The sequence below is a fragment of the Tessaracoccus yangjingae genome, from assembly GCF_055326235.1.
The window spans coordinates 130,106-152,672 of the sequence record NZ_JBUZNN010000004.1; the positions used below are offsets into that span (position 1 = coordinate 130,106).

A 22,567-nucleotide genomic window follows, 5' to 3' on the forward strand; every position below is an offset into this window, starting at 1 on the left:
TCGGAACGGGCGCGTGGTCATCACCTGTTCATCTGCTGTTCCACCTGGGTGCGCTGCGCCGGCCCCGGGGGCGGCGTAAACAACCCCGATTGCGCATCCAGGGCCCCGAAGTAGCACACTGGGCCATGTGCCACCCGAGTTAGTCGTGCTTGTGCTCGTCATCGTGACCGCTCTGGTCTTCGATTTCACCAACGGTTTCCATGACACCGGGAACGCGATGGCCACGTCCATCGCCACCGGCGCGCTGAGGCCCAAGACCGCCGTCGCGCTGTCGGCCGTCCTGAACCTGATCGGCGCCTTCCTCTCGGTGGAGGTGGCGCTGACGGTCACCAATGCGGTGGTCAACATCCAGGACAAGTCCGGCGCCCCCAAGCCTGAGCTGATCGCCGACGGCGGGCTCGCGCTCCTCCTGATCATCCTGTCCGGCCTTGTCGGCGCCATCGTGTGGAACCTGCTGACCTGGCTGTTCAGCCTCCCCTCGAGCTCGTCGCACGCCCTCTTCGGTGGCCTGGTGGGCGCCACCATGGCCGGGCTCGGCGTCGACGGCGTGAAGTGGGTCGGAGACGGCACCAAGCTCGACGGCGTCATCGGTAAGGTCGTGCTGCCGGCGCTGATGTCGCCGGTGATCGCGATCGCGGTGGCCGCCGTCGGCACCTGGCTGGTGTTCGCCATCACGCGCGGCGTGGCAGCGAAGTACCGCGAATCGGGCTTCCGGTGGGGGCAGATCGGCTCCGCCTCCCTCGTCTCGCTGGCCCACGGGACCAACGACGCGCAGAAGACCATGGGCGTCATCACCCTCGCCCTGATCGCGACGGGGTCATGGACGGACCTGCAGTCGGTCCCCTTCTGGGTGAAGCTGGCGTGCGCTCTCGCGATCGCGCTCGGCACGTACCTCGGCGGATGGCGGATCATCCGGACCCTCGGAAAGGGCCTGGTCGAGATCTCCTCGCCCCAGGGAATGGCCGCGGAGTCCTCCTCGGCGGCGGTCATCCTGGTCTCCAGCCACTTGGGCTTCGCGCTGTCCACCACGCACGTCGCGACCGGCTCCATCCTCGGCACCGGGCTCGGCAAGAAGGATTCCACCGTCAACTGGCGCATCGCCGGACGGATGGGCATGGCCTGGTTGATCACGCTGCCGTCGGCGGGCCTCGTGGGTGCCGCCATGTGGCTGGTCGGGCACACGATCGGAGGGCTGGGCGGAGCGCTCGTCGTCTTCGCCATCCTCGTCGCCGCGTCGGCGTGGATGTACCGCCACTCCCGCAAGACGCTGGTGGACCATCGCAACGTCAACGACGAATGGGTGGAGCAGGTGACCGACAGGGTGGTGCCGAACCACAATCACGATGCGGCGCGAGAGGAGACCCGGGCATGAACACCCTGTGGCTGGCGCTCGGGGGCGCCTGGAACGTGTTGTGGCTGGGGATGCTCCTCGGCGCCGGCCTTCCGGCCATCTTCGCCCTGGGTATCCGGGCGCTGTCGTACGGCGTGGGCGGCGACGCGGATGCCACGGATCACGAGCCGCACCCGGTGGCCAGGATCGCGGCGTACCTGTGCTTCGCCCTGGTGCTGGTGGCCATCGCCGCCGGCATCGGCGTGATCGTCGCCCATGGCCTCGGCATGAAGCTCGAGTTCAACGGCCTTCTACCGGTGTTCCTGCCCAAGTAGGCCCTCAGGCTGGAGGGATCTCGCCGGACCCGCGCGCGATGAGCCGGGTGGGCACGACCACCTCCGCCGCGGCGGAGGAGTCACCCTCCAGCCGCGCGAACACGATCTCGGCCGCGATGCGGCCGATGGCGCTGGGGTCCTGCGCCACGACGGTGACCGGAAGGGCGAGGTGCTCGGCCATGGGGATGTCGTCGAAGCCCACGAGCGCGATGGCACGGGCCGCGCCAGCCGCCCTGAGCGCCGCGATGGCGCCGATGGTGATGAGGTTCTGCGCCGAGAAGATGGCCGTGGGCGGGTTGGTGCTGTCGAGGAGCCGTGAGACGGCCCTCTCCGCCGATGCCTCGTCGCCGAGCCCGGTGACAACGAGGTCCGCCGTCGCCTCGAGCCCCCGGTCGCGGCACTCGTCCAGGTATCCGCGCCGCCGCTCCCGCGCCGTGTAGATGAGCTCGCTGTCGCCGAGGAAGGCGATCCGGCGATGCCCCTGCGCGGCGAGGTGTGCCACGGCGGCCCGGGCGCCCCGATAGTTGTCCGACACCACCGTGTCGGCCTGGATGCCGACTGGCCGCCGGTCGACGAAGACGACGGGGGTGCCCCGCTCGATCTCGGGCTCGAGGTACGTGTGGTCGGTCCCGATCGTGGTGAGGATGAGGCCGTCGACCCTGCGGCTCAGAAAGGCCTCGACGGCCTCGCGTTCGCGGGTGGGATCGTCGTCGAGGCTGGAGGCGAAGACCGCGACGTGATGGGGACGGGCCACGTCCTCGACCGCCCGGTGCAGCGACGCCGAGAAGGGGTTGGCGACGTTGCCCACGAGGAGCCCGAGCGTCTTCGTGCGACCCCGCCGCCGGAGGATCCCGGCGTGCGGATCCGGCTGGTAGTGCAGGTCCGTGATCGCGGACTCGACACGGGCCCGCGTGTCCGCGGCCACCTTCGGATCCTGGTTGATCACCCGCGACACGGTGGTGACGGCGACGCCAGCCATCGCCGCGACGTCCTTCATGGTGGGCCGGGCCCCTGCCCTCACCGCGGCACCCGCCGCCGCGTGGCCCCCGTGATGGCCGAGAGCACCTCCTCGTAGCTGGCCGTGGCCGCGTCGAAGGAGCCGTTGTTGCGGCCGTGCCGAAGGACCTCGATCCGGTCCGCCACCGCCCGGACGTCGTTGAGGTTGTGGCTGATCAGGATCACGCCCAGGCCCATGTCGCGCAGCCGCTCCACGTAGCTCAGCACCTCCGCGGTCTGCCCGACCGACAGGGACGCCGTGGGCTCGTCCAGCACGACCAGCCGTGGCCTGCTCACGAGGGTGCGCGCGATGGCCACGCTCTGCCGCTGGCCCGCGGAGAGCTGGACCAACGGCGTCCGGAGGTCAGGGATCCTGGCGTTGAGTTGAGCCAGGTAGGAGCGGGCCAGGTCGTCCATCCGGTCCACGTCGAGCAGGGCGCCGGAGCTCAGCTCGCGCCCGAGGAAGATGTTGGAGGTCACGTCGAGGTTCTCGGCGAGGGCGAACTCCTGGAAGACCGCAGCGATCCCCATCGCGAAGGCGGCCTGGGCCGATGGGATGGTGACCGGCCGGCCGTCGAGGAGGATCTGTCCCCCGTCCGGCTGATAGACCCCGGAGACCATCCGGGCGACGGTGGACTTGCCGGCCGCGTTGTCCCCCACCAGCGCCACCACCTCGCCCGCGCGCACCGTCAGGTCCACGTCAACCAGCGCGAGCACGCCGCCGAAGTGCTTGCTCACCGAGCGGAGCTCGAGCAGGAGTGGGCGGGAGTCCATGGCCGTCATCCTTCCACCGATGCAGTCGCGGAGGCGGTGATCACGTCGTGAATGGCCACCAACGCCCCCCGGGCGCAGCCGTCGATCGGGAACGCCGGCTCGGCGAGCAGCTCCTCGACGGCGGGCAGCAGTGGCCTCCCCCGCACCGCCTCGCGCAGGGGGCCCACGAAGGTCTCACCCACCGTGGCCAGGTCACCTCCCCAGGTGATGCGTTCGGGGGCGACGACCGTGGCGAGGTCCGCCAGCGCCCGGCCGATGACCGCGCCCGCGTCCGCGACCACCTGACGGCATCCCGGGTCACCGTCCCTGGCCGCCTTGACGATGGCGCGCAGGTCCATGGGGCCGTGGCTGACGCGGACCGATTCGGCGAGGGCCTCCCCGGACACGACGGTGTTGAGGCAGCCGCGGGCGCCGCAGCGGCAGATCAGCCCGGCGGGATCCACCCGGACGTGGCCGAGCGCACCCGCCCCGCCGCGGAAGCCCCCGTGGACCATGCCTCCCAGCACGAGGCTGGACTCGGTGGTGTGGGAGGCGTGCACGTAGATCGCCGAGCTCGCGCCCCGCAGTGCGCCCAGGCGCGACTCGGCCATCGCCGCGGCGTCCGCCTCCTTCACCACCAGCACCGGCCGCTGGATCCGGGCCGACAACAGCTGATCCACGTCGAGTTCCTCCCATCCGGGCAGCTGGAAGGCCCCCGTCCGGCCCCCGCGTCCCACACTGGACGGCAGCGCCAGCCCCACGCCCGCCACGCGTTCCATGTCCGCCCCCACGTCGTCCGCGAGATCGGCCACGAGGAGCGCGGCGCGGTCCAGCGTCGTGTCCGAGCGGTGATCGGCAGGCAGCGGCAGGCGCGTCGAGGCCAGGACCTCGAGCGAGGCGTCGGCGATCACCAGGTCGAGGGATCTGCGGCCGATGTGCATGCCGACGGCCAGGGCCGACGACGTCCTGAGCGACACCAGCTGCGCCCGCCTGCCAGACCGCGTGGTGGCGCTGGTCTCCACCAGGCCGCTCTCGAGCAGCTGCTTGACGATGTTGGAGACGGTGGCGGGCGACAGGCCCGTCACGCTGGCCAGCTCGACCTGCGTGATGCGGCCGTACGCCTTCACAGCTTCAACGATTCGGGCGCTGTTGGCCTCGCGCAGCGACGGCTGAGATCCCGGCGCGCCCACGACCCTGTTCACGCTTGAAGGCTAGCAGCAGCGCCCGCATCCATCCGGCGTTGTCTTCAACTCCCGGACCCAGGCGTCCGGCTCCAAGTGTTAGCGCTGAACAACCATAAGCCCTAGTCACGAATGGTGGTATCGATTGCATTTGTAACGAAGTGATAACGCTTGACTTCAAGAATTGACGCCAAGCCGTTCGAGCGCTTACGTTCTAGCCATCGGGGGCAGCGACGGCGAACGTCGCGAATCCGCGGAGTCGAAGGAGACACGGGTAGGCATGATCGACGGTCACGTCTTGCTGGCGATGCGCGGCATCACCAAGGAGTTCCCAGGGGTCAAGGCCCTGGACGGCGTCACGATGAACGTACGCCGCGGCGACATCCACGCGATCTGCGGGGAGAACGGCGCGGGCAAGTCCACGCTCATGAAGGTGCTCTCGGGGGTGTATCCGCACGGCACCTACGACGGCGACATCGAGCTCGAGGGCGAGGTGGTGCGCTTCGGCGGCATCAAGGCCTCGGAGGAGCGCGGCGTCGTCATCATCCACCAGGAGCTGGCTCTGATCCCGGAACTCTCGGTCACGGAGAACCTCTTCCTCGGCTCCGAGGTGACCTCGGGCCTCCTCATCGACTGGCAGGCGGCCCGCCTCAAGGCGCTCGACCTCCTAGCCCGCGTGGGGCTAGACCTCGATCCCGACACCCCGATCAAGACCCTCGGCGTCGGCCAGCAGCAGCTCATCGAGATCGCCAAGGCTCTGGCGAAGAACGTCAAGCTGCTCATCCTCGACGAGCCCACCTCGGCGCTCAACGAGGACGACTCGCGCAACCTGCTGGACCTCATGCGAGGCCTCAAGGCCAAGGGCATCACCCAGATCATGATCTCCCACAAGCTCAACGAGATCGCGGCCGTCTCCGACGCCGTCACCGTCATCCGTGACGGCCGCACCGTCGAGACCTACGACGTGGTGGCCGGGCAGGTGGACGAGGACCGGATCATCCGCGCCATGGTGGGGCGCTCCATCGAGAACCGTTACCCCACGCGCACCCCGCACATCGGAGACGTGCTCTTCGAGGTCGACGGCTGGAACGTCGAACACCCGGCCATCCCCGGCCGCCTGATCGTCAAGGACGCCGCATTCACCGTCCGCGCCGGCGAGGTCGTGGGCTTCGCCGGGCTGATGGGCGCGGGCCGCACCGAGCTGGCCCGCTCGATCTTCGGCCGCTCCTACGGGCGCTGGCTCTCCGGCGAGATGAGGCTGGGCGGGAAGCGGATCGAGACCCACACCGTCGCCCAGGCGATCGAGCAGGGCATCGCCTACGTCACCGAGGACCGCAAGACCCTCGGCCTCAACCTGATCGACGACATCAAGAGCACCATCGTCGCGGCCAACCTCAAGGACATCGTGACCCGGTTCCTCCTCAGCCCGCGCAAGGAGGCGGCGGTGGCCGAGAAGTACCGCAGGGAGCTGCGGATCAAGGCGCCCAGCGTCGACGTCGGCGTCGCCACCCTCTCCGGCGGCAACCAGCAGAAGGTCGTCCTCGCCAAGTGGATGTACCCCGAACCCCAGCTGCTCATCCTCGACGAGCCCACCCGCGGCATCGACGTGGGCGCCAAGTACGAGATCTACAAGCTCATCCACGCGCTCGCCGACTCCGGGAAGGGCGTCGTGGTGATCTCCTCGGAGCTGCCCGAGCTCCTCGGCATCACCGACCGCATCTACACCATCTGCGAGGGCCGCATCACCGGAGAGCTCGCGGCGGCTGACGCCGACCAGGAAACCCTCATGCGACGAATGACCACCACCAGCACCTCGGCCGCGGCGCTGCCGGCCTGACCTGAACGGACACGACAATGAAGGCAATCAAGCAAGTCCTCGGAGGCAACCTCCAGCAGTACACGATGGCCCTGGCCCTCGTCCTCCTCGCCGTCGTCTTCGACGTGGTCTCCGGCGGACGGATGCTCACCTCGTCGAACTTCCAGAACCTCATCTCCGGAAACGCCTACGTGCTGATCCTGGCGATCGGCATGGTGATGGTCATCGTCATCGGCCAGATCGACCTCTCGGTGGGATCTGTGGCCGGCTTCGTCGGGATGACCACCGCGTTGACCACCTCCACCTACGGCTTCCCCTGGTGGGCCGGCATCCTCGCCGGTCTCCTGGCCGGCGTCCTGATCGGCGCCTGGCACGGCTTCTGGCTGGCGAAGGTGGGCATCCCCGGGTTCATCACCACGCTCGCCGGCATGATGATCTTCCGCGGCCTGGTGATCTGGATGTCGCAGTCCATCTCGGTGCCCGTGCCCGAGGAGTACAGGTTCTTCGGAGCCGGCTACCTGCCCGAGTGGGGTCCCGCGTTCACCGGCCTCAACAACTCGACCCTTCTCCTCGGCATCCTGGCCGCCGCCTGGTTCGTCTGGAGCGAGTTGAAGCGCCGCGCCCACGCCCTGGAGCGCGGGGCCGAGGCGCCCATGTGGGCGACCCTGGTGCGCATCGCCCTGATCGTCGTGGTGATCGGCTACGTCACCTGGCTGTTCGGCAGCGGCCGCCCCGGCACCTCCTTCCCGATCCCCGGGGTGATCCTCGTGATCCTCGTCATCGTCTACCACGTGCTCACCCAGCGCACCCGCTTCGGCCGTCACATCTACGCCGTCGGCGGCAACAAGGCAGCGGCCGCCCTCTCCGGAGTCAACACGGCCAAGACCTACTTCCTGGTGATGCTCAACATGAGCTTCCTCGCCGCCATCGCGGGCATCCTGTTCGTCGGCCGCGCCACGGCGGCGGGGCCCTCCGACGGCACCATGTGGGAGCTGGACGCGATCGCGGCCGTGTTCATCGGCGGCGCGGCGGTCTCGGGCGGCATCGGCACCGTCGTCGGCTCCATGATCGGCGGCCTGGTGATGGCGGTGCTCAACAGCGGCCTCATGCTGATGGGCGTCGGCGCGGACCAGACCCAGGTGATCAAGGGCCTCGTGCTCCTGGCCGCCGTGGCCTTCGACGTCTACAACAAGCAGCAGGGCCGGCCGTCCCTGATCGGGAACCTGATGCGCCGGTTCCGCAGCGAGCCCGCCTCAGCCGCGACCCTCGAGTCGGCCCCCGCCGCGCCCGGCCCGGTGGTCGACGCGGCCGACACCGTCCCCACCACCGCCCAGAGCAAGTAGACCCCGACATCCCCCTCCGGGTGGCGCCCTCTCGGCGCCTCCCCTCCCCCAGTGCGCCCCGGCGCGCACACCACCGGGCATCGATGCCCACCCCCGAACCGGATCGGCCGGTCGGGAACACCGAAAGGACCATCATGAAGATGAAGGCAGCCGGCCTCCTCACGGGCCTCCTCGTCACCTCCCTGGCGCTGACCGCCTGTGGCGGTGGCCGCGAGGGCACCACCGACCCCACCTCCTCGTCCCAGGCCTCCACCTCCGCCAGCGCGGGCGGCGAGGGCTTCGCGGCCGACGCCACCATCGGCGTGGCGCTGCCGTGGCTGGGCACCCAGAACTGGAAGGAGGCCGAGGTCATGTTCGCCGACCAGCTCGAGGCCGCCGGCTTCACCGCGCTGATCCAGGCGGCCGACAACAAGGTTCCGCAGCAGCAGCAGCAGATCGAGGCCATGATCGAACAGGGCGCCGAGGTCATCGTCGTCGGCCCGGTGGACGGCACGCAGCTCGGCTCCGTCCTGGAGAAGGCGCACGACGCAGGCATCGAGGTGCTCGGCTACGACCGCCTCATCGAGAACACCACCGCCATCGACGGCGTCGTCCAGTTCGGCTCGGTCCGCACCGGGGAGCTGCAGGGCCAGTCGCTGCTCGAGGGCCTCGAGGCCACAGGCCCCGGCCCCTACAACATCGAGCTGTTCGGCGGCGGCCCGGCCGACCCCAACGCCCCGAACTTCTTCACCGGCGCCATGAGCGTCCTGCAGCCGAAGATCGACGACGGCACCCTCGTGGTGGTCTCGGGGCAGACCGAGTTCACCCAGGTGGCCACACCCGACTGGGACAACGCCAAGGCGCAGGCCCGCATGGACTCGCTGCTCTCGGGCAACTACTCCGACAAGACCATCGACGGCGTGCTCTCCCCCAACGACGGCATCGCCCGCGCCATCCTCACCTCGGTGAAGCAGGCCGGCATGGACCTGCCCGTGGTGACGGGACTCGATGCCGAGAACGAGTCGATCATCTCCATCGCCGCCGGCGAGCAGTACTCCACGGTGGCCAAGCCCACCGACGCGCTCGTCGCGAAGACGGTTGAGCTGATCCAGCTGCTGCAGACCGGCGAGGGCCTCCCCGCCACCGAGGACACCGCCAACAACGGCAAGGTCGACGTCAACATCTACCAGCTCGACCCCGTCGTGGTGACCAAGGCCAACGCGGCCGAGGTGTTCGCCAACGATCCCGACCGACTGGCTCTGCTCGAGGGCTGATCCGATCGACGACGAAGGGGTGGGTCCGCGAGGACCCACCCCTTCGTCGTCAGCTGAGATCAGGGGCGCGCGTGCGGGAGCCGCGACACGAACCGCCCGCGGTCCACCACCACCCGCGCGTGGGTCCCGGCGCTGATGACGGCGTGCTCGTCGTGGGCGCGGACGTCGAAGGCCACCTGGCGGCCGTCCACCCGGGTCACTGTGACCTCGATCACGACCGTCGAGCCTGGCACGGTGGGCGCCTGGTGGGACAGGTCGACATGCGTGCCGAGCGTGATCTCGCCGTCGTCGAGGTGGCTGCGGAGGGCATCGATGCACGCCCATTCGATGATGCCCACCATGTAGCCCGTGGCCAGCACCTCCGGCATCGCGGCGAAGTCAGCGGACTCGGGCAGCAGGTGCGGCACCGTCCGGTTCTCAGGGACCAGGTAGCGCATCGTGTGGGACACACCAGGGTGCAGGGACGCTTTCACGAAGGCTCTCCTCAGCTCGGATCGTCGGTAGCCACATGCTAACCGTCGCGCGCCGGGTGGGCGCGGGGTAGCGTCAGAGGCGACGACGAACCCTTCGAAGGAGAAGCCCATGTCCCTCACGCTGATCGAGAAGTCCCACGAGGCCGCCGACATCTGGGCGTTCCGCTTCCGCAGCGACGAGCCGCTGATCTGGGAGGCCGGCCAGTACGTCGAGGTCGAGATCCCCCACGATGCCCCGGACGACGAGGGCACCGCCCGCTGGTTCACCAACTCAGCCGCCCCCTACGAGGGCATCCTGCAGATCACCACCCGCGTCACCGGCACCACGTTCAAGCAGGCGCTGTCGCGGCTCACCCCGGGCGACCGGATCGAGCTGAAGCAGGATCCGGAGGGGGACTTCACCTGGGAGGACACGGACGTGCCGATCGTCTTCGTGGCCGGGGGTATCGGGATCACCCCGTTCCACAGCATCCTCAAGCAGCGGCACCACGACGGCGAGCCCCTCGACGTGACGCTCATCTACGGCAGCGGCTCCGAGGACGTGGCCTTCGCCGACGAGCTCGCCGGCTGGGAGGAGGCAGATCACTCCCTGACCGTGCACCGCGTCGTCGGCGAGCCGTTGACCGTCGAGGTGCTCACCAGGCTGGCGCCCGACCTCATGGATTCGCTGGTGTACCTCTCCGGCCCGGAGCCCATGGTGGAGGATCTCGGCCAGGCCCTCCGCGACGCCGGCCTGCCCGACCCGCAGCTGAAGGAGGACTTCTTCCCCGGCTACACCGCCGACGACATCTGAATCCGGCCGGCCGCCCATCGTACGGGTGGGGGTGCCGGAGAAACGACAGAACCCCGCCCGAGGCGGGGTTCTGCTGGTTCTGGTGGAGCTAAGGGGATTCGAACCCCTGGCCTCTTCCATGCCATGGAAGCGCGCTACCAACTGCGCCATAGCCCCAGGCCGCCCTGCGGCGACTCGAAGAACGATAGCGCATCCGGACGGACTTGGAAAATCCGGGCCGGCCCACGCTTGAGCGCCCGCAGGACAGGCGGAACGCGGCGGCCCGCCACCCCTGAGGGGAGGCGGGCCGCGGCTGTGGGACGCGCGTCAGACCTTCTTCGCAAGCTCTCTGGCCAGCGCCGCGACACCGAACTCGTCCTTCGACTTCGCCACTGCCATCACCGGTACGCCGAGCTCCGCGAGTGCCTGGGCGGTCGGGTCGTCCCAGGCCAGCACGTGCACGCCGTCCCGGTGGCCGAGGAGGTTCACGTACGCGCCCGCGAACGACGGCTGGCTCAGCAGAACCGCGTCCCAGGCCCCGTCGTCCCACATCTGCCGGATGCGCGGGTCGAACTCCGCCACGTCCACCATGGTGTAGATCTCGAGCCGCTCGACGGTGTAGCCCTTGGCGCGCAGCCCGTCCTCGAGGTTCGTCGAGAGCTGGTCCGCGCACACGATGACCACGCGCTGCTCCCCCTCGGCCGTGGGGAACATCTCCACCAGCCTCTGCGAGCTGGCCGTCCCCTCCGGGCTGATCTCGATCTGGATCTCGCTCTCCTCGGCCGCCAGCTGGGTGGTCGACCCCATGGCCGCGACCCTCTTGCCTGCCGGGATGTCCCACCCGCGTTCACGCAGCGCCCACACGGTCTGCGCGGAGGGCAGCACCACCCAGTCCGCCCATCCGAGGATGTTGTCCGCCGAGATGAGCCTGGCCTCCTGGAGGGAGACGCAGTCCACGCGCAGCCCGTTCTTGCGCAGGGACTGGGCGAGGCGGCCCTCCTGGCGGACCAGGAGCACCCGGATGCGGTCGTCCCCGGCCACCTCGATGAACGGCGACTCGTCGTCGTGTTCGGCCGAGAGCTTCACCGACGCCAGCGCCTCCGGCGAGAAGAACCGGTCCGCCCTTCGCGCCTTGAGCGCGGCAGCGACGTTCTCGCCGGTGCGGACGGCGTGGAACTCCGAGGTGGGCAGGCCCACCTCCAGCACGTTGCGCTTGGTGCCGTCGATGGCGAACACGCCGGCCTTGAGCGACAGGATGCCCCGCCGCGACGCGAGCGCCCCCACCGGCGCCATGTAGGTGGTGCCCAGCCCCGTCAGCACCGCGCGCTCCGCGTCGATGGTGATCCGGGTCTCCACGTCGTCGAACTCGCGGAGCGCGGCGACGATGTCCTCGTCGTCGGTGCGGCACTCCAGCGCCAGCGCCCCCTGCCCGGGCGCCGTGAGGATGGGCAGGTACTCGGCGATCCGGTCCGTCAGGCCGAGCGCCTCGACGCCGGCGGCCGACAGGACCACCGCGTCGAGATCGCCAGGCTCAAGGTGGCGCAGCCGCTCCTCGAGCGAGCCGCCCACGTCGACGAAGGTGAGGTCCGGCCGCAGCGCCCGCAGCTGGGCGAGGCGACGCAGCGACGTGACCCCCACCCGCGAGTGCCGGGGAAGCGCCGCGAGGGTGATGCCGCTGCGCGTGCAGAGCACGTCGCGGTGGTCGCCGCGCGGCAGGACCGCGGGGAAGGTCAGGTCCTCGGGCTTGTCGCGCAGCGGAACGTCCTTGACGGAGTGCACCACGACGTCCACCTCGCCCGCCCGCAACGCCTCGCGCAGCTCCTTGGCGAAGATGACCTGCGAGTAGCCGTCGGGCATGTGGATGGTGTCCTGGCCCGCCGACGCGACGGGGACGATCTCCACCTCGTGCCCGCCCTCGCGCAGCCGCGCCGCGACCATCTCCGAACGCGCCAGCGCCAGCGCCGATCCGCGTGTGCCCAAGCGAAGTTTCACCGTTGATCCTCTCTGAGTGACGGGGTTAGCTTCTCACGAATGGGAGGCCGCCCGCGCTGCTGCGGGCAGGGCGTCCCCGATCCGCGCCATGGCCGTGTCGTCGTGGGCCGCCGAGAGGAACCAGGCCTCGAACGCCGACGGCGGCAGCGCGACGCCCTGGTCCAGCATGGAGTGGAAGAAGCGCGAGAAGGCGGCGGTGTCCTGCGCCTTCGCGTCGTCGTAGTCGGCGACCGCCTCGCCGCGGAAGAACACCGAGAACAGGCTGCCCGCCCGCTGGAGAACGTGCGGCACGGAGGCGGCCGTGAGCGCGTCGGCCACGGCGGCCTGCAGTTCGGCCGACCGACGGTCCACGTGCGCGTACACGCCCTCGTCCGCGAGCCGGAGCGTGGCCAGCCCTGCGGCCGTCGCCAGCGGGTTCCCCGACAGCGTGCCCGCCTGGTAGACCGGGCCCACGGGGGCCAGCAGCTGCATCACCCTGGCCGGACCGGCCAGCGCGGCCAGCGGCATGCCGCCGCCCACCACCTTGCCGAAGGTCACCAGGTCCGGCTCGTAGCCGCCCTCCAGGCCGAGCCATCCCGACGGTCCCACCCTGAATCCCGTCAGCACCTCGTCGAGGATCATCAGCGCGCCGTGCCTGGAGGTGAGCTCCCGGATGGCGGCGTTGAAGCCGGGCGCCGGCGGGACGACGCCCATGTTGGCGGGCGCCCCCTCTGTGATCACGGCGGCGATCCGGTCCCCCGCCTCGTCGAAGACCCTGGCCAGGGCCTCGACGTCGTTGTAGTCCACGACGATGGTGTCGGCGGCGGCGGCCTGGGTGACCCCCGCCGACCCGGGAAGGCCCTGGGTGGCCACGCCGGAGCCCGCCGCGGCCAGGAGCCCGTCCGAGTGCCCGTGGTAGCAGCCGGCGAACTTGACGATGGCGTCGCGGCCCGTGGCCCCGCGCGCCAGGCGGATGGCCGTCATCGTGGCCTCGGTGCCCGTGGAGACGAACCGCACCTGTTCCGCCATCGGCACCCTCGCCCGGATCACCTCGGCCAGCTCCACCTCGGCCTCCGTCGGCGCCCCGAAGGACAGCCCTCGCTCCGCAGCCCGCTGGACCGCCGCGACCACCTCGGGATGCGCGTGGCCGAGCAGCGCCGGCCCCCACGAGCAGACCAGGTCCACGTACTCGACGCCGTCCGCGTCCACCACGTATGGACCGCGGGCCGAGGAGACGAACCGCGGGGTGCCCCCCACGGACCCGAAGGCCCGCACCGGCGACGACACACCTCCCGGGATCACGCCGCGTGCCCGCTCGAACAGTTGATCCATGCTCACTTCATCCACCCCGCCAGCTCCAACGCCCAATAGGTCAACGCGATGTCCGCCCCCGCCCGGACGATGGCGGTGACCGACTCCGTCACGGCCGCGCGGCGGTCGATCCAGCCCCGCTCCGCGGCCGCCTCGATCATGGCGTACTCCCCCGACACCTGATAGGCGGCCACCGGCACGTCCGAGACCGAGGCCACGTCGGCGAGCACGTCGAGGTAATAGCCGGCGGGCTTGACCATCACCATGTCCGCGCCCTCGGCCAGGTCCAGCTCCGCCTCGCGCAGGCCCTCGCGGCGGTTGGCCGGGTCCTGCTGGTAGGTCTTGCGGTCCCCGCTCAGCGTGGAGGTGACCGCCTCGCGGAAGGGGCCGTAGAACGACGAGGCGTACTTCGCGGCGTAGGCGAGGATCGCGGTGTCCTCGTGGCCGGCCCCGTCGAGGGCCGCTCGGATGGCTTCGACCTGGCCGTCCATCATCCCCGACGGCGAGACCACGTGGGCGCCCGCCCGGGCCTGCGCGATGGCCATGGACGAGTAGGCGGCCAGCGTGGCGTCGTTGTCCACGAGGCCGCCCGCCGTGAGGAAGCCGCAGTGTCCGTGCGTGGTGAACTCGTCGAGGCAGGTGTCTGCCATGACGACTGTGTCGTCGCCGACGGCGTCACGCACGGCCCGCAGGCCGCGCTGCAGGATGCCGTCCTCCGCCCAGCCCTGCGACCCGGTGTCGTCCTTGTCCGCGTCCTCCGGCACACCGAAGATCATGATGCCGCCGATCCCGGCGGCCACGGCCTGCTCGGCCACGCGTCGCAGGCCGTCGAGGTCGTGGCGGCGCACGCCCGGCATCGACGAGATGGCGCCGGGTGCCTCCGCGACGAACACGGGCAGGACCAGCTGCGAGGCGCGCGGCTCCACCTCCCGCACCAGGCGGCGCATCGCCGGGGTGGTCCTGAGCCTTCGCGGCCGGATCTGGATCATGCCTTGTCCTTTCCTGCCAGAGACGCGATCGCCCGGATCAGCCCCTCCGCGTCCTGGGTCTGAGCCACTGCCGCGACACTCGCGCCCCCGCGCCGCAACGCGGCGGCCGACGGTGGACCGAACGCCACCACGCTGGTGTCGTCGCGCCACCCGAGCAGCCGCGCGACGGCGTCCCCCGCCGACCCGGCGGTGACTGCCACCACGTCAAAGTGCCCGGCCCGCCACTCCTCGACGAGGCCGCCGGGCAGGTGCTCGAGGGGTTCCATGGTGTAGACGGGCAGCACCTCGACGGTATAGCCCTTCTCCCGCAGCCCCTGGGCCAGCTCGGGCGAGGACAGGGCGGAGCCGGGGATCACCACCCTGCCTGATCCCTCCGGCCAGGCGCGCACCAGGGCGGCGGCGCTGGACTCCCCCGTCGGCACGAGCTCCACCGTGAGCCCCGCCGCCTCGGCGGCGCTCGCGGTCCGGGGCCCGACGGCGGCCACGCGCGCCTCCTGCGGGATCCGGAGGCCGAGCTCCGCGAGGGCGCCGAGTGTCGCGGCAGAGGTGAGCGCCACCCAGTCCGCGCCGTCGAGCGTGCCCTCCGGCCTCACCGTCACGCGCCGCTGCACCGGCTGGGCGACCACCTCCGCGCCGGCCGCCCGCAACCCGTCTGCCAGGGCCCCGTCGGCCTGCGGCAAGAGGATCCGCAGCCCGGCGAGGATCGCGTCACCGCGCCAGAGCGAGGTGTCGTCGTGGAGCTCGGCCAGCCGCGACGGCCGCCCCGCCCCGAGGTCGGCCACCTCCGGCGCGCCGTGCCGCATGAGCTCCTCGGCGGCCGTCTCCCCCGCCCTCGGGCCCAGCTCGACCCGGGTGCGGGTGGACGTTGAGCCGTCGATCGCGAACACGCCCGCCGCGAGCTCCCCGTCGCGCCCCCAGGCTGCGATGGGCGCCGCGCATCCGCCGCCCAGGCCGGCCAGCACGGCGCGCTCGGCGTCCACCGCCTCGCGCGTCGCGGGATCCTCGAGCGCGGCGAGCTCGGCCTGGACGTCCTCGTCGTCGCCGCGACACTCGAGGGCCAGCGCGCCCTGGCCGGGCGCAGGCAGGATGTCCAGGAGGTCCGTGATGTGGCCGGTCAGGCCGAGCCGCGTGAGGCCGGCCGCGGCCAGGACGACGGCGTCGAGGTCCCCCTGCGCCACCCTGGCAAGCCGGGTGCCCACGTTGCCGCGCACGTCCACGAAGAGCAGATCCGGGCGCAGGGCCCGCAGCTGGGCGACGCGTCGGGGCGATCCGGTGCCGACGGTCGACCCGGCGGGCAGGCCTTCAAGGGTGAGGGCGTCGCGGGCGCAGAGCGCGTCCCTGGCGTCGGCGCGCCGGGGCACGGCGGCGATCACGAGCCCCGGCACGGCGGCGGTGGGCAGGTCCTTGAGGGAGTGCACGGCGAAGTCGCAGCGCCCCTCCAGCAGCGCGGTGCGGAGCTCGGCCGCGAACACGCCCAGGGAGCCGAGGTTGGTCAGCGAGCCCCGCTCCACGTCTCCCCCGGTCCTGATCCGGACCAGCACCACGTCGTGGCCGCGGGCCCGGAGCGCGTCGGCCACCTGTTCGGACTGGGCGACAGCGAGCGCGGACCCGCGGGTGCCGAGCCGGAGCCTCATGCGGCGAGCCGATCGCAGCCGGCGATCACCGACGCGATCCCGTTGCCGTCGAGCCACGCCCCCACCAGGTCGACTCCGGCCGCGGCGACGGTCTCCAGGTAGTACTCGCGGGCGGAGTGCTCCATCCGGGTGGGCATCGACTCCCAGGAGACGGAGGCGAAGCCGGTGACGTCGGCGTCGGCGAGCTCGATGCCCAGGAACCGCGAGGCATCCGCCAGGGCCTCGGCGCGGGTGGGGAGCAGCTGCTCGGGGTAGGACAGCCGGAGGATCTCCTGCCCGTCGCGGCGGGCCCACGGCCACTTCATCGAGTAGTGGGTCAGCGCCTTGGCGTGGATGGCCTCGTCCCGCTCACCCACGAGGAGCCCGGAGCCCACCGGGGCGTCGGCCAGGGCGGGATGCGAGAGGCCGAGCACGGCGAGCCTGGCCGTGGCGACCGGCGGCGCGGTCAGGTCGACGCCGATCCGCGCGAGCAGCGCGCACGCGCTGGCGGCCGACGAGGCGAGCACGATGCGGTCGGCGAGCAGGACCTCTCCGTCCGGCAGGCCCACGGCGAACTGCAGGCCGGCCCGGCGCAGGGACACGGCGGGGGAAGCCATCCGGATCTCCCCGCCCGCGGCTCTGATCCGGGCGGCAAGTTCGTCGATGAGCCGGAACATCCCGCCCACCGGTTGCTCGACGGCCGCCACCCCCGGCCGGCGGAGGGCGGCGACGGCGCCGAGCAGGGTGCCCGACTCCGCGAGCGCGTGGGCCAGCCCGGGCGCGAACGCCGCCAGCGGCATCCGGTCCGGTGGCAGGGAGTAGACGCCCAGCGCCACGGGGGCCACCAGCGCGGCCAGGGCGCCCTCGCCGAGCCGCGCGCGCACCAGCTCGCCGACGGTGACGGCGTCCGCGCCGACCTCCGGCGGCAGGTCCGCGTCCTGGCGGAGGCGCGCCAGGGCGTCGGCGCTCAGCGCGCCCAAGGCCGGGTCGTCGAGCGACGACGGGATGCCCAGGACCCCCTCAGCCATGGGCCAGGCGCCGTCCGGGCGCCAGATGTGCGGCTGCCCCAGCGGGCCCGCCACCTCGAGCCCCAGCTCGTCGCACAGGGCCCGGCCGACGCCCCCGCGGACCGCGTAGGCCTCGGCGCCGGAGTCCACGGCGACCCTGCCGATCTGGACCGGGGCGATCATCCCGCCCAGGCGGGTGGTGGCCTCCAGGACGGTGACGCGCCGCCCCTGCCGGGCCAGGCGGTATCCGGCGAGGAGACCTGCCAGCCCCCCGCCGACGACGACCGCCGTCACAGCGAGTGCAGGAGGGCCACCAGGTCGGTGAGCACCCCCGGGTCGGTGGTGGGGGGCACGCCGTGGCCCAGGTTGACCACGTGGGCCGGGGCGGCCCGCCCCCGCTCGACGACGTCGCGGGCGTGGGCCTCGAGGGGCGCCCATCCGGCGGCCAGCATGGCAGGGTCGATGTTGCCCTGCAGCGGCAGGCCGGGGAGCAGGGCGGCGGCCTCGTCGAGGGGCGTGCGGTAGTCGATGCCCATGGCCTCGACGCCGCAGGCCGCCATCTCGGGAAGGAGGTGGCGGGTGCCGGTGCCGAAGTGGATGCGGGGCACTCGTCCCTCAACGGCAGCCAGCACCGCCGCCGAGTGCGGAGCGACGTGCCGGACGTAGTCCTCGCGGGTGAGGGCGCCGGCCCAGGAGTCGAACAGCTGCACGACGCGGGCCCCGGCGTCCACCTGTACGCCCAGGAACTGCCCGGACACATCCGCGCACCAGGCGAGCAGCCGGTGCCACGCCACAGGATCTGCGTGCATCATGGCCCGCGCCGCGAGGTGGTCACGCGAGCCGCGACCCTCCACGAGATACGCGGCCAGAGTGAACGGCGCGCCGGCGAAGCCGATCAGTGGTGTGTCGTCACCCAATTCCGCCACCACCGTCCTGACCGCCTCGGTGATGGGGCTGGTCTCGATGAGCGCGTGCCGCGTGACGCGGTCCACGTCCGCCGCGGTGCGCACGGGCCGCTCGATCACGGGGCCCACGCCGGAGTGGATCTCCACCTCGACCCCGGCCAGGACCAGCGGGGTCATGATGTCGGAGAAGAAGATGGCGGCGTCCACCTTGTGACGCCGGACGGGCTGCAGCGTGATCTCGGCGGCCAGCTCCGGGATGAGGCAGGCCTCCAGGATGGTGGTGCCCTCCCGGATGGCGCGGTACTCGGGCAGCGAGCGTCCGGCCTGGCGCATGAACCAGACGGGGAGGCGTTCGGGGCGGTGTCCGCTCAACGCGGAAAGCATGGGATTCATTTGTGGACGATTCTGCCTCATCAGCCAAGGGTGCTTGAATAGGGATCACTGTGACTATGCGCGTGTTCTCCATTCAGCACGACCGGCAGGGACTGCCGGAGGTTGAGCGCACCAGCGCCTGCGTCGACGACGTGGCCGCCCGCCTCACCTCCCTGCCGGAGGTCAACGGGGCCGTCGTGCTGAGCACCTGCAACCGCGTCGAGGTGATCCTCGACACCAACGGCGAGGCGTCCAACACCATCCTCAGGGTGGCCCTCAACGCGTCCTTCGACGCCCCGCCGGCCTGGGACCTGTACCTGGGAGAGGCGGCGCTCGGGCACGTGTTCCGGGTGGCCGCGGGCCTGGACTCCATGGTGGTGGGCGAGCGCGAGATCGCCGGCCAGTTGAGACGCGCGCTGACCGCCGCGCAGGAGCAGGGGGTCACCTCCCTCCCGCTCAACCTCGCCGTCGACGAGGCGCTCAGGACGTCGCGGCGGATCGCGCGGGAGACCGCCCTGGAGAGCGCAGGCCGCTCCGTGGTCAGCGTCGGCCTGGACCTCATGGGCATCGAGGACTGGACGGCGGCCACGGTCACCATCGTCGGCACCGGCTCCTACGCCGGGGCCGTGGTCGCGGCGCTGCGGGCCCGCGGGGCGGCCCGGATCCGGGTCCACTCGGCCAGCGGCCGCGGGTCCACGTTCGCCGACAGCCACGACCTCGTCCACGTCGCCACCCTCGAGGAGGCCCTGACGGGCACGGACCTGGTGGTCACCTGCCGCGGGCTCGGCTCCCCCGTCGTCGAGGCCGCGCACGTCCGCGGACCCCAGCGCTTCCTGGATCTCTCCCTGCAGCGCGACGTGGCCCCCGAGGTCGCGGCGCTGGTGGGGGTCCGCGTCGTCGACCTCGCCTCCATCCAGGCCTCCATCCAGCCCTGCTTCGCCGACGACACCCGCCGCGCCGAGGCGCTCGTCGAGGCCGGGGTCGCGGACGTGCTGACCAGGCTCCGCGCGCGCATCGTGGACCCGGCCGTGGTGGGGCTCCGGCAGTCGGTCATGGCCATGGTGGACGACGAGGCCGCCCGCCTCCCCCAGCGCCCCCTCACCCACGAGGACGCCACCCTGGCGCTCCGCCGCCTCGCCACCCGCCTCCTCCACGTCCCGTCGACGCGCGCCAGGCAGGCGGCGGAGCAGGGCCGCACCGAGGAGTACCTGCTGGCCATGGCCGAGCTCTACGGCATCGGCGCCGACGAGGTGGTTGACCCGGACGCCATCGAGTCCCAGCACTGCCCCGTCACCCACATGGGCGTCGAGGACCTGGATTCCACCGAGGCCCAGGAGGCCATGTGACCCTCGAGCCGTACACCGCGGTCCTCTTCGCGTCCTACGGCGGGCCCAACGAGTCCGCCGACGTCCTGCCCTTCATGCGCAACGCGACGGCGGGCCGCGGCATCCCGGACGAACGCCTGATCGAGGTCTCGAAGCACTACGAGCTGTTCGGCGGCCGCTCCCCCATCAACGAGCTCAACGCCGCCCTCATGGAGGCGGTGCGCGCGGAGTTGGGTCGCCGCGGGATCGAGGTGCCGGTGGTCATCGGCAACCGCAACTGGCATCCCTACTTCGCCGACACCGTCCAGGGCCTCGTGGACGACGGTCACCAGCGGGTGGTCGCGCTGGCCACGTCGGCGTACTCCTCCTACAGCGGCTGCCGCCAGTACTGCGAGGACCTGGAGCGCGCCGCCGAGCCGCGGGGCATCCGGATCGACAAGGTCGATCCTTTCGGGGAGACCCCCGGCTTCGTCTCGGCCAACGCCCGCGCGCTCGTCGACGCGGTGCGCCGGCTCCGGGGCCGGATCGGCGACGGCGCCCTGCGCGTGCTGTTCGTCACCCACTCCATCCCCACCGCCATGAACGAGGCCTCGTCGACGGGCGAGCCCGAGCGTCGCTACGACGCGCAGCACCTGCGTGTCGCGGCCTCGGTCGCGGAGGAGGCGTCCTCGACGCTCGGCGAGGAGCTCGCCTGGGAACTGACCTTCTGCTCCCGCTCAGGGGCGCCGCACATCCCGTGGCTGGAGCCGGACGTCAACGACCGGATGCCCGAGGTGCAGGCCGAGGGTGTCGCGGGCGTGGTGGCCGCGCCCATCGGCTTCATCTCCGACCACATGGAGGTGGTCTACGACCTGGACACCCAGGCCAGGCAGACCGCCGAGGAGCTGGCCCTGCCCTACGAGCGGGCGGCCACCGTCGGGACCGACGAGGGCTTCGTAGCCCTCCTGGTCGACCAACTGCTCGCCAAGGCCGCCGCCGCGCGTGGAGAGGCGTCGTCCGTGGGACGCTGCCGGTTCTCCATCGGGCGCTGCTGCCTCCCCCGCCCCCAGGTTCAGGAAGGAACCCGATGAGCAGGCACCCCGGTCGCGACGAGCGCGACGAACACGACGTCGATCTCGAGGCCATCAACGCGCAACCGCTGTACGCCATGTACTCGGTGTTCTCGACGGCGGCCCCGCTGCCGGGCTCGTCGCTGGAGACCGCGGGGCTGGCCGCCGAGCTCACGGCTGCTCTGGACACCGCCGGCGTCACGGTGCGCGGGTTCTACGACGTGGGCGGCTTCCGGGCGGACGCCGACCTCATGGTGTGGACGCTCGCGCACGATCCCGCGTCGCTGCAGGCGGGCTACCACGCCATCCGGCAGTGCGGCCTGGGCGCCCACCTCGCGCCCGTGTGGTCCGTCATGGGGGTGCACCGCCCCGCCGAGTTCAACCGCACGCACGTGCCCAGCTGCTTCGCCGGCTTCGCGCCCAGGCCGTGGCTCACCGTCTACCCGTTCGTCCGCAGCTACGACTGGTACTACCTCGACGACGCCCACCGCTCCAGGATGCTGATGGAGCACGGCATGGCGGGGCGCGAGTACCCCGACGTGGTGGCCTCGACGCTGTCGTCCTTCGCCCTCAACGACTACGAGTGGATCCTGGCGTTCGAGGCCGACGAGCTGCACCGGCTGACCGACGCGATGCGGCACCAGCGCTCGGTGGAGGCCCGGCTGCACGTCCGCGAGGAGACGCCGTTCTTCACGGGGCCGCGCGTGGAGCTCGCCGAGTGGATCAACCGGCAGCCCATCGGCTGACGACGGGCGGCTACTTCCAGCCGAGCTCCCTGGCCACTGCCACCAGGTTCTGCATCCAGTGGGCGTTGTAGTCCACGCCCAGCTGGCTCGGCATCGCGAACAGCACGTAGTCCGCCTCCGTGACCGCCTCGTCGGCCCTCAGCATCGCGGCCACCTCCTCCACGCCGCCCACCATCTGCGGCCCCGAGCGCGCCTTCGAGCCGTCCAGGATGCCCACCTGGTCGTGCGCGTCGCCGCGGAGCCCGAAGTAGCGGCGGTCGTCGTCGTTGGTGACCGGGAAGACCGGCCGCGTGACGGCGGTCCACCCTGGACCCGGGTGGCCGAGCCGGTGGAACACCCGCCGGTAGCCGCGCAGCTGGTCCGCCTGCTGGATGTGGAAGGGGCGCCCGTCGTCGGCCAGGAGGAGCGTGGAGCTGAGCAGGTTCATCCCCTGCTCGGCGGTCCAGATGCCTGACTCGGCGCTGCCCGCGCCCCACCAGATCCGGTCCGGCAGCCCGGGGCTGAGGGGCCGGATCGGCAAGTCCGGGCCGTCGCCCGAGAACTGGGCCGCGGCGGAGTGCGCCACCGGATCGCCGGCGATGGCGCGCCGGAACCGCGCCGCCTTGGCCTGCGCATGGTCGGCCCACGACTCGCCGTCGGAGAGCCGGTAGCCGAACTGCCGCTGCCCGTCGACGGCCTGCTCGGGGCTTCCCCTGCTGACCCCCAGTTGCAGCCGCCCACCGGAGATCAGGTCCGTGGCGGCGGCCTGCTCGGCGAGATGCAGGGGGTTCTCGTAGCGCAGATCCAGGACGCCGGTGCCGACGTCGATCCGGGTGGTGACGGCGGCCATGGCCGCCAGGAGCGGCATCGGCGAGGCGTGTGACTCCTCGAAATGGTGCACGCGCACCCACGCCCCGTCCAGGCCCACCTCGTCGGCGATCCTCGCGAACTCGACATGCTGGCGCAGCGCGGCGGCCGCGTCCGGCACCCGGGCGCCCACCACGTGGCGGTAGTGCCCGAAGGACAGGAACCCGATCCGCTTCATATC

At 71.6% G+C, this 22,567-nt stretch carries 20 protein-coding genes, 1 tRNA gene and 1 pseudogene; 9 read left to right on the forward strand and 13 right to left on the reverse strand.

Annotated elements, in window-relative coordinates; genetic code table 11:
* Nucleotides 1–127 precede the first annotated feature (127 nt).
* Together ACZK5D_RS07750 and ACZK5D_RS07755 are read left to right on the forward strand one after the other, a co-directional pair.
* Entirely contained in the window at nucleotides 128–1,372 is a 1,245-nt protein-coding gene (locus ACZK5D_RS07750; RefSeq protein ID WP_458994204.1) for an inorganic phosphate transporter, read from the forward strand.
* Nucleotides 1,369–1,665, forward strand: coding sequence for a hypothetical protein (locus ACZK5D_RS07755; RefSeq protein WP_458994205.1), 297 nt, complete (start codon nucleotides 1,369–1,371; stop codon nucleotides 1,663–1,665). Before ACZK5D_RS07750 ends, ACZK5D_RS07755 begins: the two co-directional genes overlap by 4 nt.
* Before the next feature lie 4 nt (nucleotides 1,666–1,669).
* Here the strand turns inward: ACZK5D_RS07755 and ACZK5D_RS07760 are convergent, their stop codons facing one another.
* The 3 genes from ACZK5D_RS07760 to ACZK5D_RS07770 are packed head-to-tail and all read right to left on the reverse strand — an operon-like array spanning nucleotide 1,670 to nucleotide 4,616.
* Nucleotides 1,670–2,662 carry a LacI family DNA-binding transcriptional regulator gene (locus tag ACZK5D_RS07760; RefSeq protein WP_458994206.1) on the reverse strand — a complete coding sequence of 331 codons (993 nt, stop codon included), beginning with the start codon at nucleotides 2,660–2,662 and terminating at the stop codon, nucleotides 1,670–1,672.
* A 20-nt stretch (nucleotides 2,663–2,682) separates the two neighbouring features.
* Entirely contained in the window at nucleotides 2,683–3,435 is a 753-nt protein-coding gene (locus ACZK5D_RS07765; RefSeq protein ID WP_458994207.1) for an ATP-binding cassette domain-containing protein, read from the reverse strand.
* Between the two features lie 5 nt (nucleotides 3,436–3,440).
* Complete coding sequence (locus ACZK5D_RS07770; RefSeq protein ID WP_458994208.1) at nucleotides 3,441–4,616, reverse strand: ROK family transcriptional regulator; 1,176 nt, start codon at nucleotides 4,614–4,616, stop codon at nucleotides 3,441–3,443.
* A 259-nt stretch (nucleotides 4,617–4,875) separates the two neighbouring features.
* Here ACZK5D_RS07770 and ACZK5D_RS07775 point away from each other — a divergent pair, with 259 nt between their 5' ends.
* The 3 genes from ACZK5D_RS07775 to ACZK5D_RS07785 all read left to right on the forward strand — a co-directional run bounded on the left by ACZK5D_RS07775 (nucleotide 4,876) and on the right by ACZK5D_RS07785 (nucleotide 9,007).
* A complete protein-coding gene (locus ACZK5D_RS07775) occupies nucleotides 4,876–6,432 on the forward strand; it encodes an ATP-binding cassette domain-containing protein (protein WP_458994209.1) in 1,557 nt (518 codons plus the stop codon).
* A gap of 17 nt (nucleotides 6,433–6,449) precedes the next feature.
* Nucleotides 6,450–7,754: a sugar ABC transporter permease gene (locus ACZK5D_RS07780; protein WP_458994210.1), complete on the forward strand. Its 1,305-nt coding sequence runs from the start codon at nucleotides 6,450–6,452 to the stop codon at nucleotides 7,752–7,754.
* 134 nt (nucleotides 7,755–7,888) lie between these two features.
* On the forward strand, nucleotides 7,889–9,007 hold the full coding sequence (locus ACZK5D_RS07785) for a substrate-binding domain-containing protein (protein ID WP_463664870.1): 1,119 nt from the start codon (nucleotides 7,889–7,891) through the stop codon (nucleotides 9,005–9,007).
* A 59-nt stretch (nucleotides 9,008–9,066) separates the two neighbouring features.
* Here the strand turns inward: ACZK5D_RS07785 and ACZK5D_RS07790 are convergent, their stop codons facing one another.
* Entirely contained in the window at nucleotides 9,067–9,480 is a 414-nt protein-coding gene (locus ACZK5D_RS07790; RefSeq protein WP_463664871.1) for a thioesterase family protein, read from the reverse strand.
* Between the two features lie 109 nt (nucleotides 9,481–9,589).
* On the opposite strand from ACZK5D_RS07790, the gene ACZK5D_RS07795 reads away from it, so the two are divergent.
* A complete protein-coding gene (locus ACZK5D_RS07795) occupies nucleotides 9,590–10,273 on the forward strand; it encodes a ferredoxin--NADP reductase (protein ID WP_463664872.1) in 684 nt (227 codons plus the stop codon).
* Nucleotides 10,274–10,353: 80 nt separating this feature from the next.
* Here ACZK5D_RS07795 and ACZK5D_RS07800 read toward each other — a convergent pair.
* From ACZK5D_RS07800 to hemE, 8 genes and pseudogenes are all read right to left on the reverse strand, one after another.
* Nucleotides 10,354–10,429: transfer RNA gene (locus ACZK5D_RS07800), tRNA-Ala, on the reverse strand.
* Nucleotides 10,430–10,579: 150 nt separating this feature from the next.
* Complete coding sequence (gene hemC / locus ACZK5D_RS07805) at nucleotides 10,580–12,244, reverse strand: hydroxymethylbilane synthase (RefSeq protein WP_463664873.1); 1,665 nt, start codon at nucleotides 12,242–12,244, stop codon at nucleotides 10,580–10,582.
* Between the two features lie 33 nt (nucleotides 12,245–12,277).
* Nucleotides 12,278–13,555: a glutamate-1-semialdehyde 2,1-aminomutase gene (gene hemL / locus ACZK5D_RS07810; protein WP_463664874.1), complete on the reverse strand. Its 1,278-nt coding sequence runs from the start codon at nucleotides 13,553–13,555 to the stop codon at nucleotides 12,278–12,280.
* Nucleotides 13,556–13,557: 2 nt separating this feature from the next.
* On the reverse strand, nucleotides 13,558–14,523 hold the full coding sequence (hemB, locus tag ACZK5D_RS07815; protein WP_463664875.1) for a porphobilinogen synthase: 966 nt from the start codon (nucleotides 14,521–14,523) through the stop codon (nucleotides 13,558–13,560).
* Entirely contained in the window at nucleotides 14,520–15,149 is a 630-nt protein-coding gene (locus ACZK5D_RS07820) for a uroporphyrinogen-III synthase (protein ID WP_463664998.1), read from the reverse strand. Before ACZK5D_RS07820 ends, hemB begins: the two co-directional genes overlap by 4 nt.
* A gap of 123 nt (nucleotides 15,150–15,272) precedes the next feature.
* Nucleotides 15,273–16,157 (reverse strand): annotated as a pseudogene (gene hemC / locus ACZK5D_RS07825) (hydroxymethylbilane synthase); the annotation flags it as partial.
* Entirely contained in the window at nucleotides 16,154–17,437 is a 1,284-nt protein-coding gene (locus tag ACZK5D_RS07830) for a protoporphyrinogen/coproporphyrinogen oxidase (protein WP_463664876.1), read from the reverse strand. The gene ACZK5D_RS07830 and the pseudogene hemC (ACZK5D_RS07825), both read right to left, overlap by 4 nt.
* Complete coding sequence (hemE, locus tag ACZK5D_RS07835) at nucleotides 17,434–18,441, reverse strand: uroporphyrinogen decarboxylase (protein WP_463664877.1); 1,008 nt, start codon at nucleotides 18,439–18,441, stop codon at nucleotides 17,434–17,436. Before hemE ends, ACZK5D_RS07830 begins: the two co-directional genes overlap by 4 nt.
* A 62-nt stretch (nucleotides 18,442–18,503) precedes the next feature.
* Between hemE and ACZK5D_RS07840 the strand changes: the two genes are divergently transcribed.
* Genes ACZK5D_RS07840 through hemQ form a run of 3 tightly spaced genes read left to right on the forward strand, consistent with a single transcriptional unit; the run spans nucleotide 18,504 to nucleotide 21,540 of the window.
* Nucleotides 18,504–19,766 (forward strand): glutamyl-tRNA reductase, encoded by a 1,263-nt coding sequence (locus ACZK5D_RS07840; protein WP_463664878.1) that lies wholly within the window; start codon nucleotides 18,504–18,506, stop codon nucleotides 19,764–19,766.
* Nucleotides 19,763–20,815 carry a ferrochelatase gene (locus ACZK5D_RS07845; protein WP_463664879.1) on the forward strand — a complete coding sequence of 351 codons (1,053 nt, stop codon included), beginning with the start codon at nucleotides 19,763–19,765 and terminating at the stop codon, nucleotides 20,813–20,815. The genes ACZK5D_RS07840 and ACZK5D_RS07845 overlap by 4 nt, the downstream gene beginning before the upstream one ends.
* A complete protein-coding gene (gene hemQ / locus ACZK5D_RS07850; protein ID WP_463664880.1) occupies nucleotides 20,812–21,540 on the forward strand; it encodes a hydrogen peroxide-dependent heme synthase in 729 nt (242 codons plus the stop codon). The genes ACZK5D_RS07845 and hemQ overlap by 4 nt, the downstream gene beginning before the upstream one ends.
* 10 nt (nucleotides 21,541–21,550) lie before the next feature.
* Here hemQ and ACZK5D_RS07855 read toward each other — a convergent pair whose 3' ends face one another.
* Nucleotides 21,551–22,564, reverse strand: a complete 1,014-nt coding sequence (locus ACZK5D_RS07855; protein ID WP_463664881.1) for an LLM class flavin-dependent oxidoreductase — start codon at nucleotides 22,562–22,564, stop codon at nucleotides 21,551–21,553.
* Nucleotides 22,565–22,567: the final 3 nt, after the last annotated feature.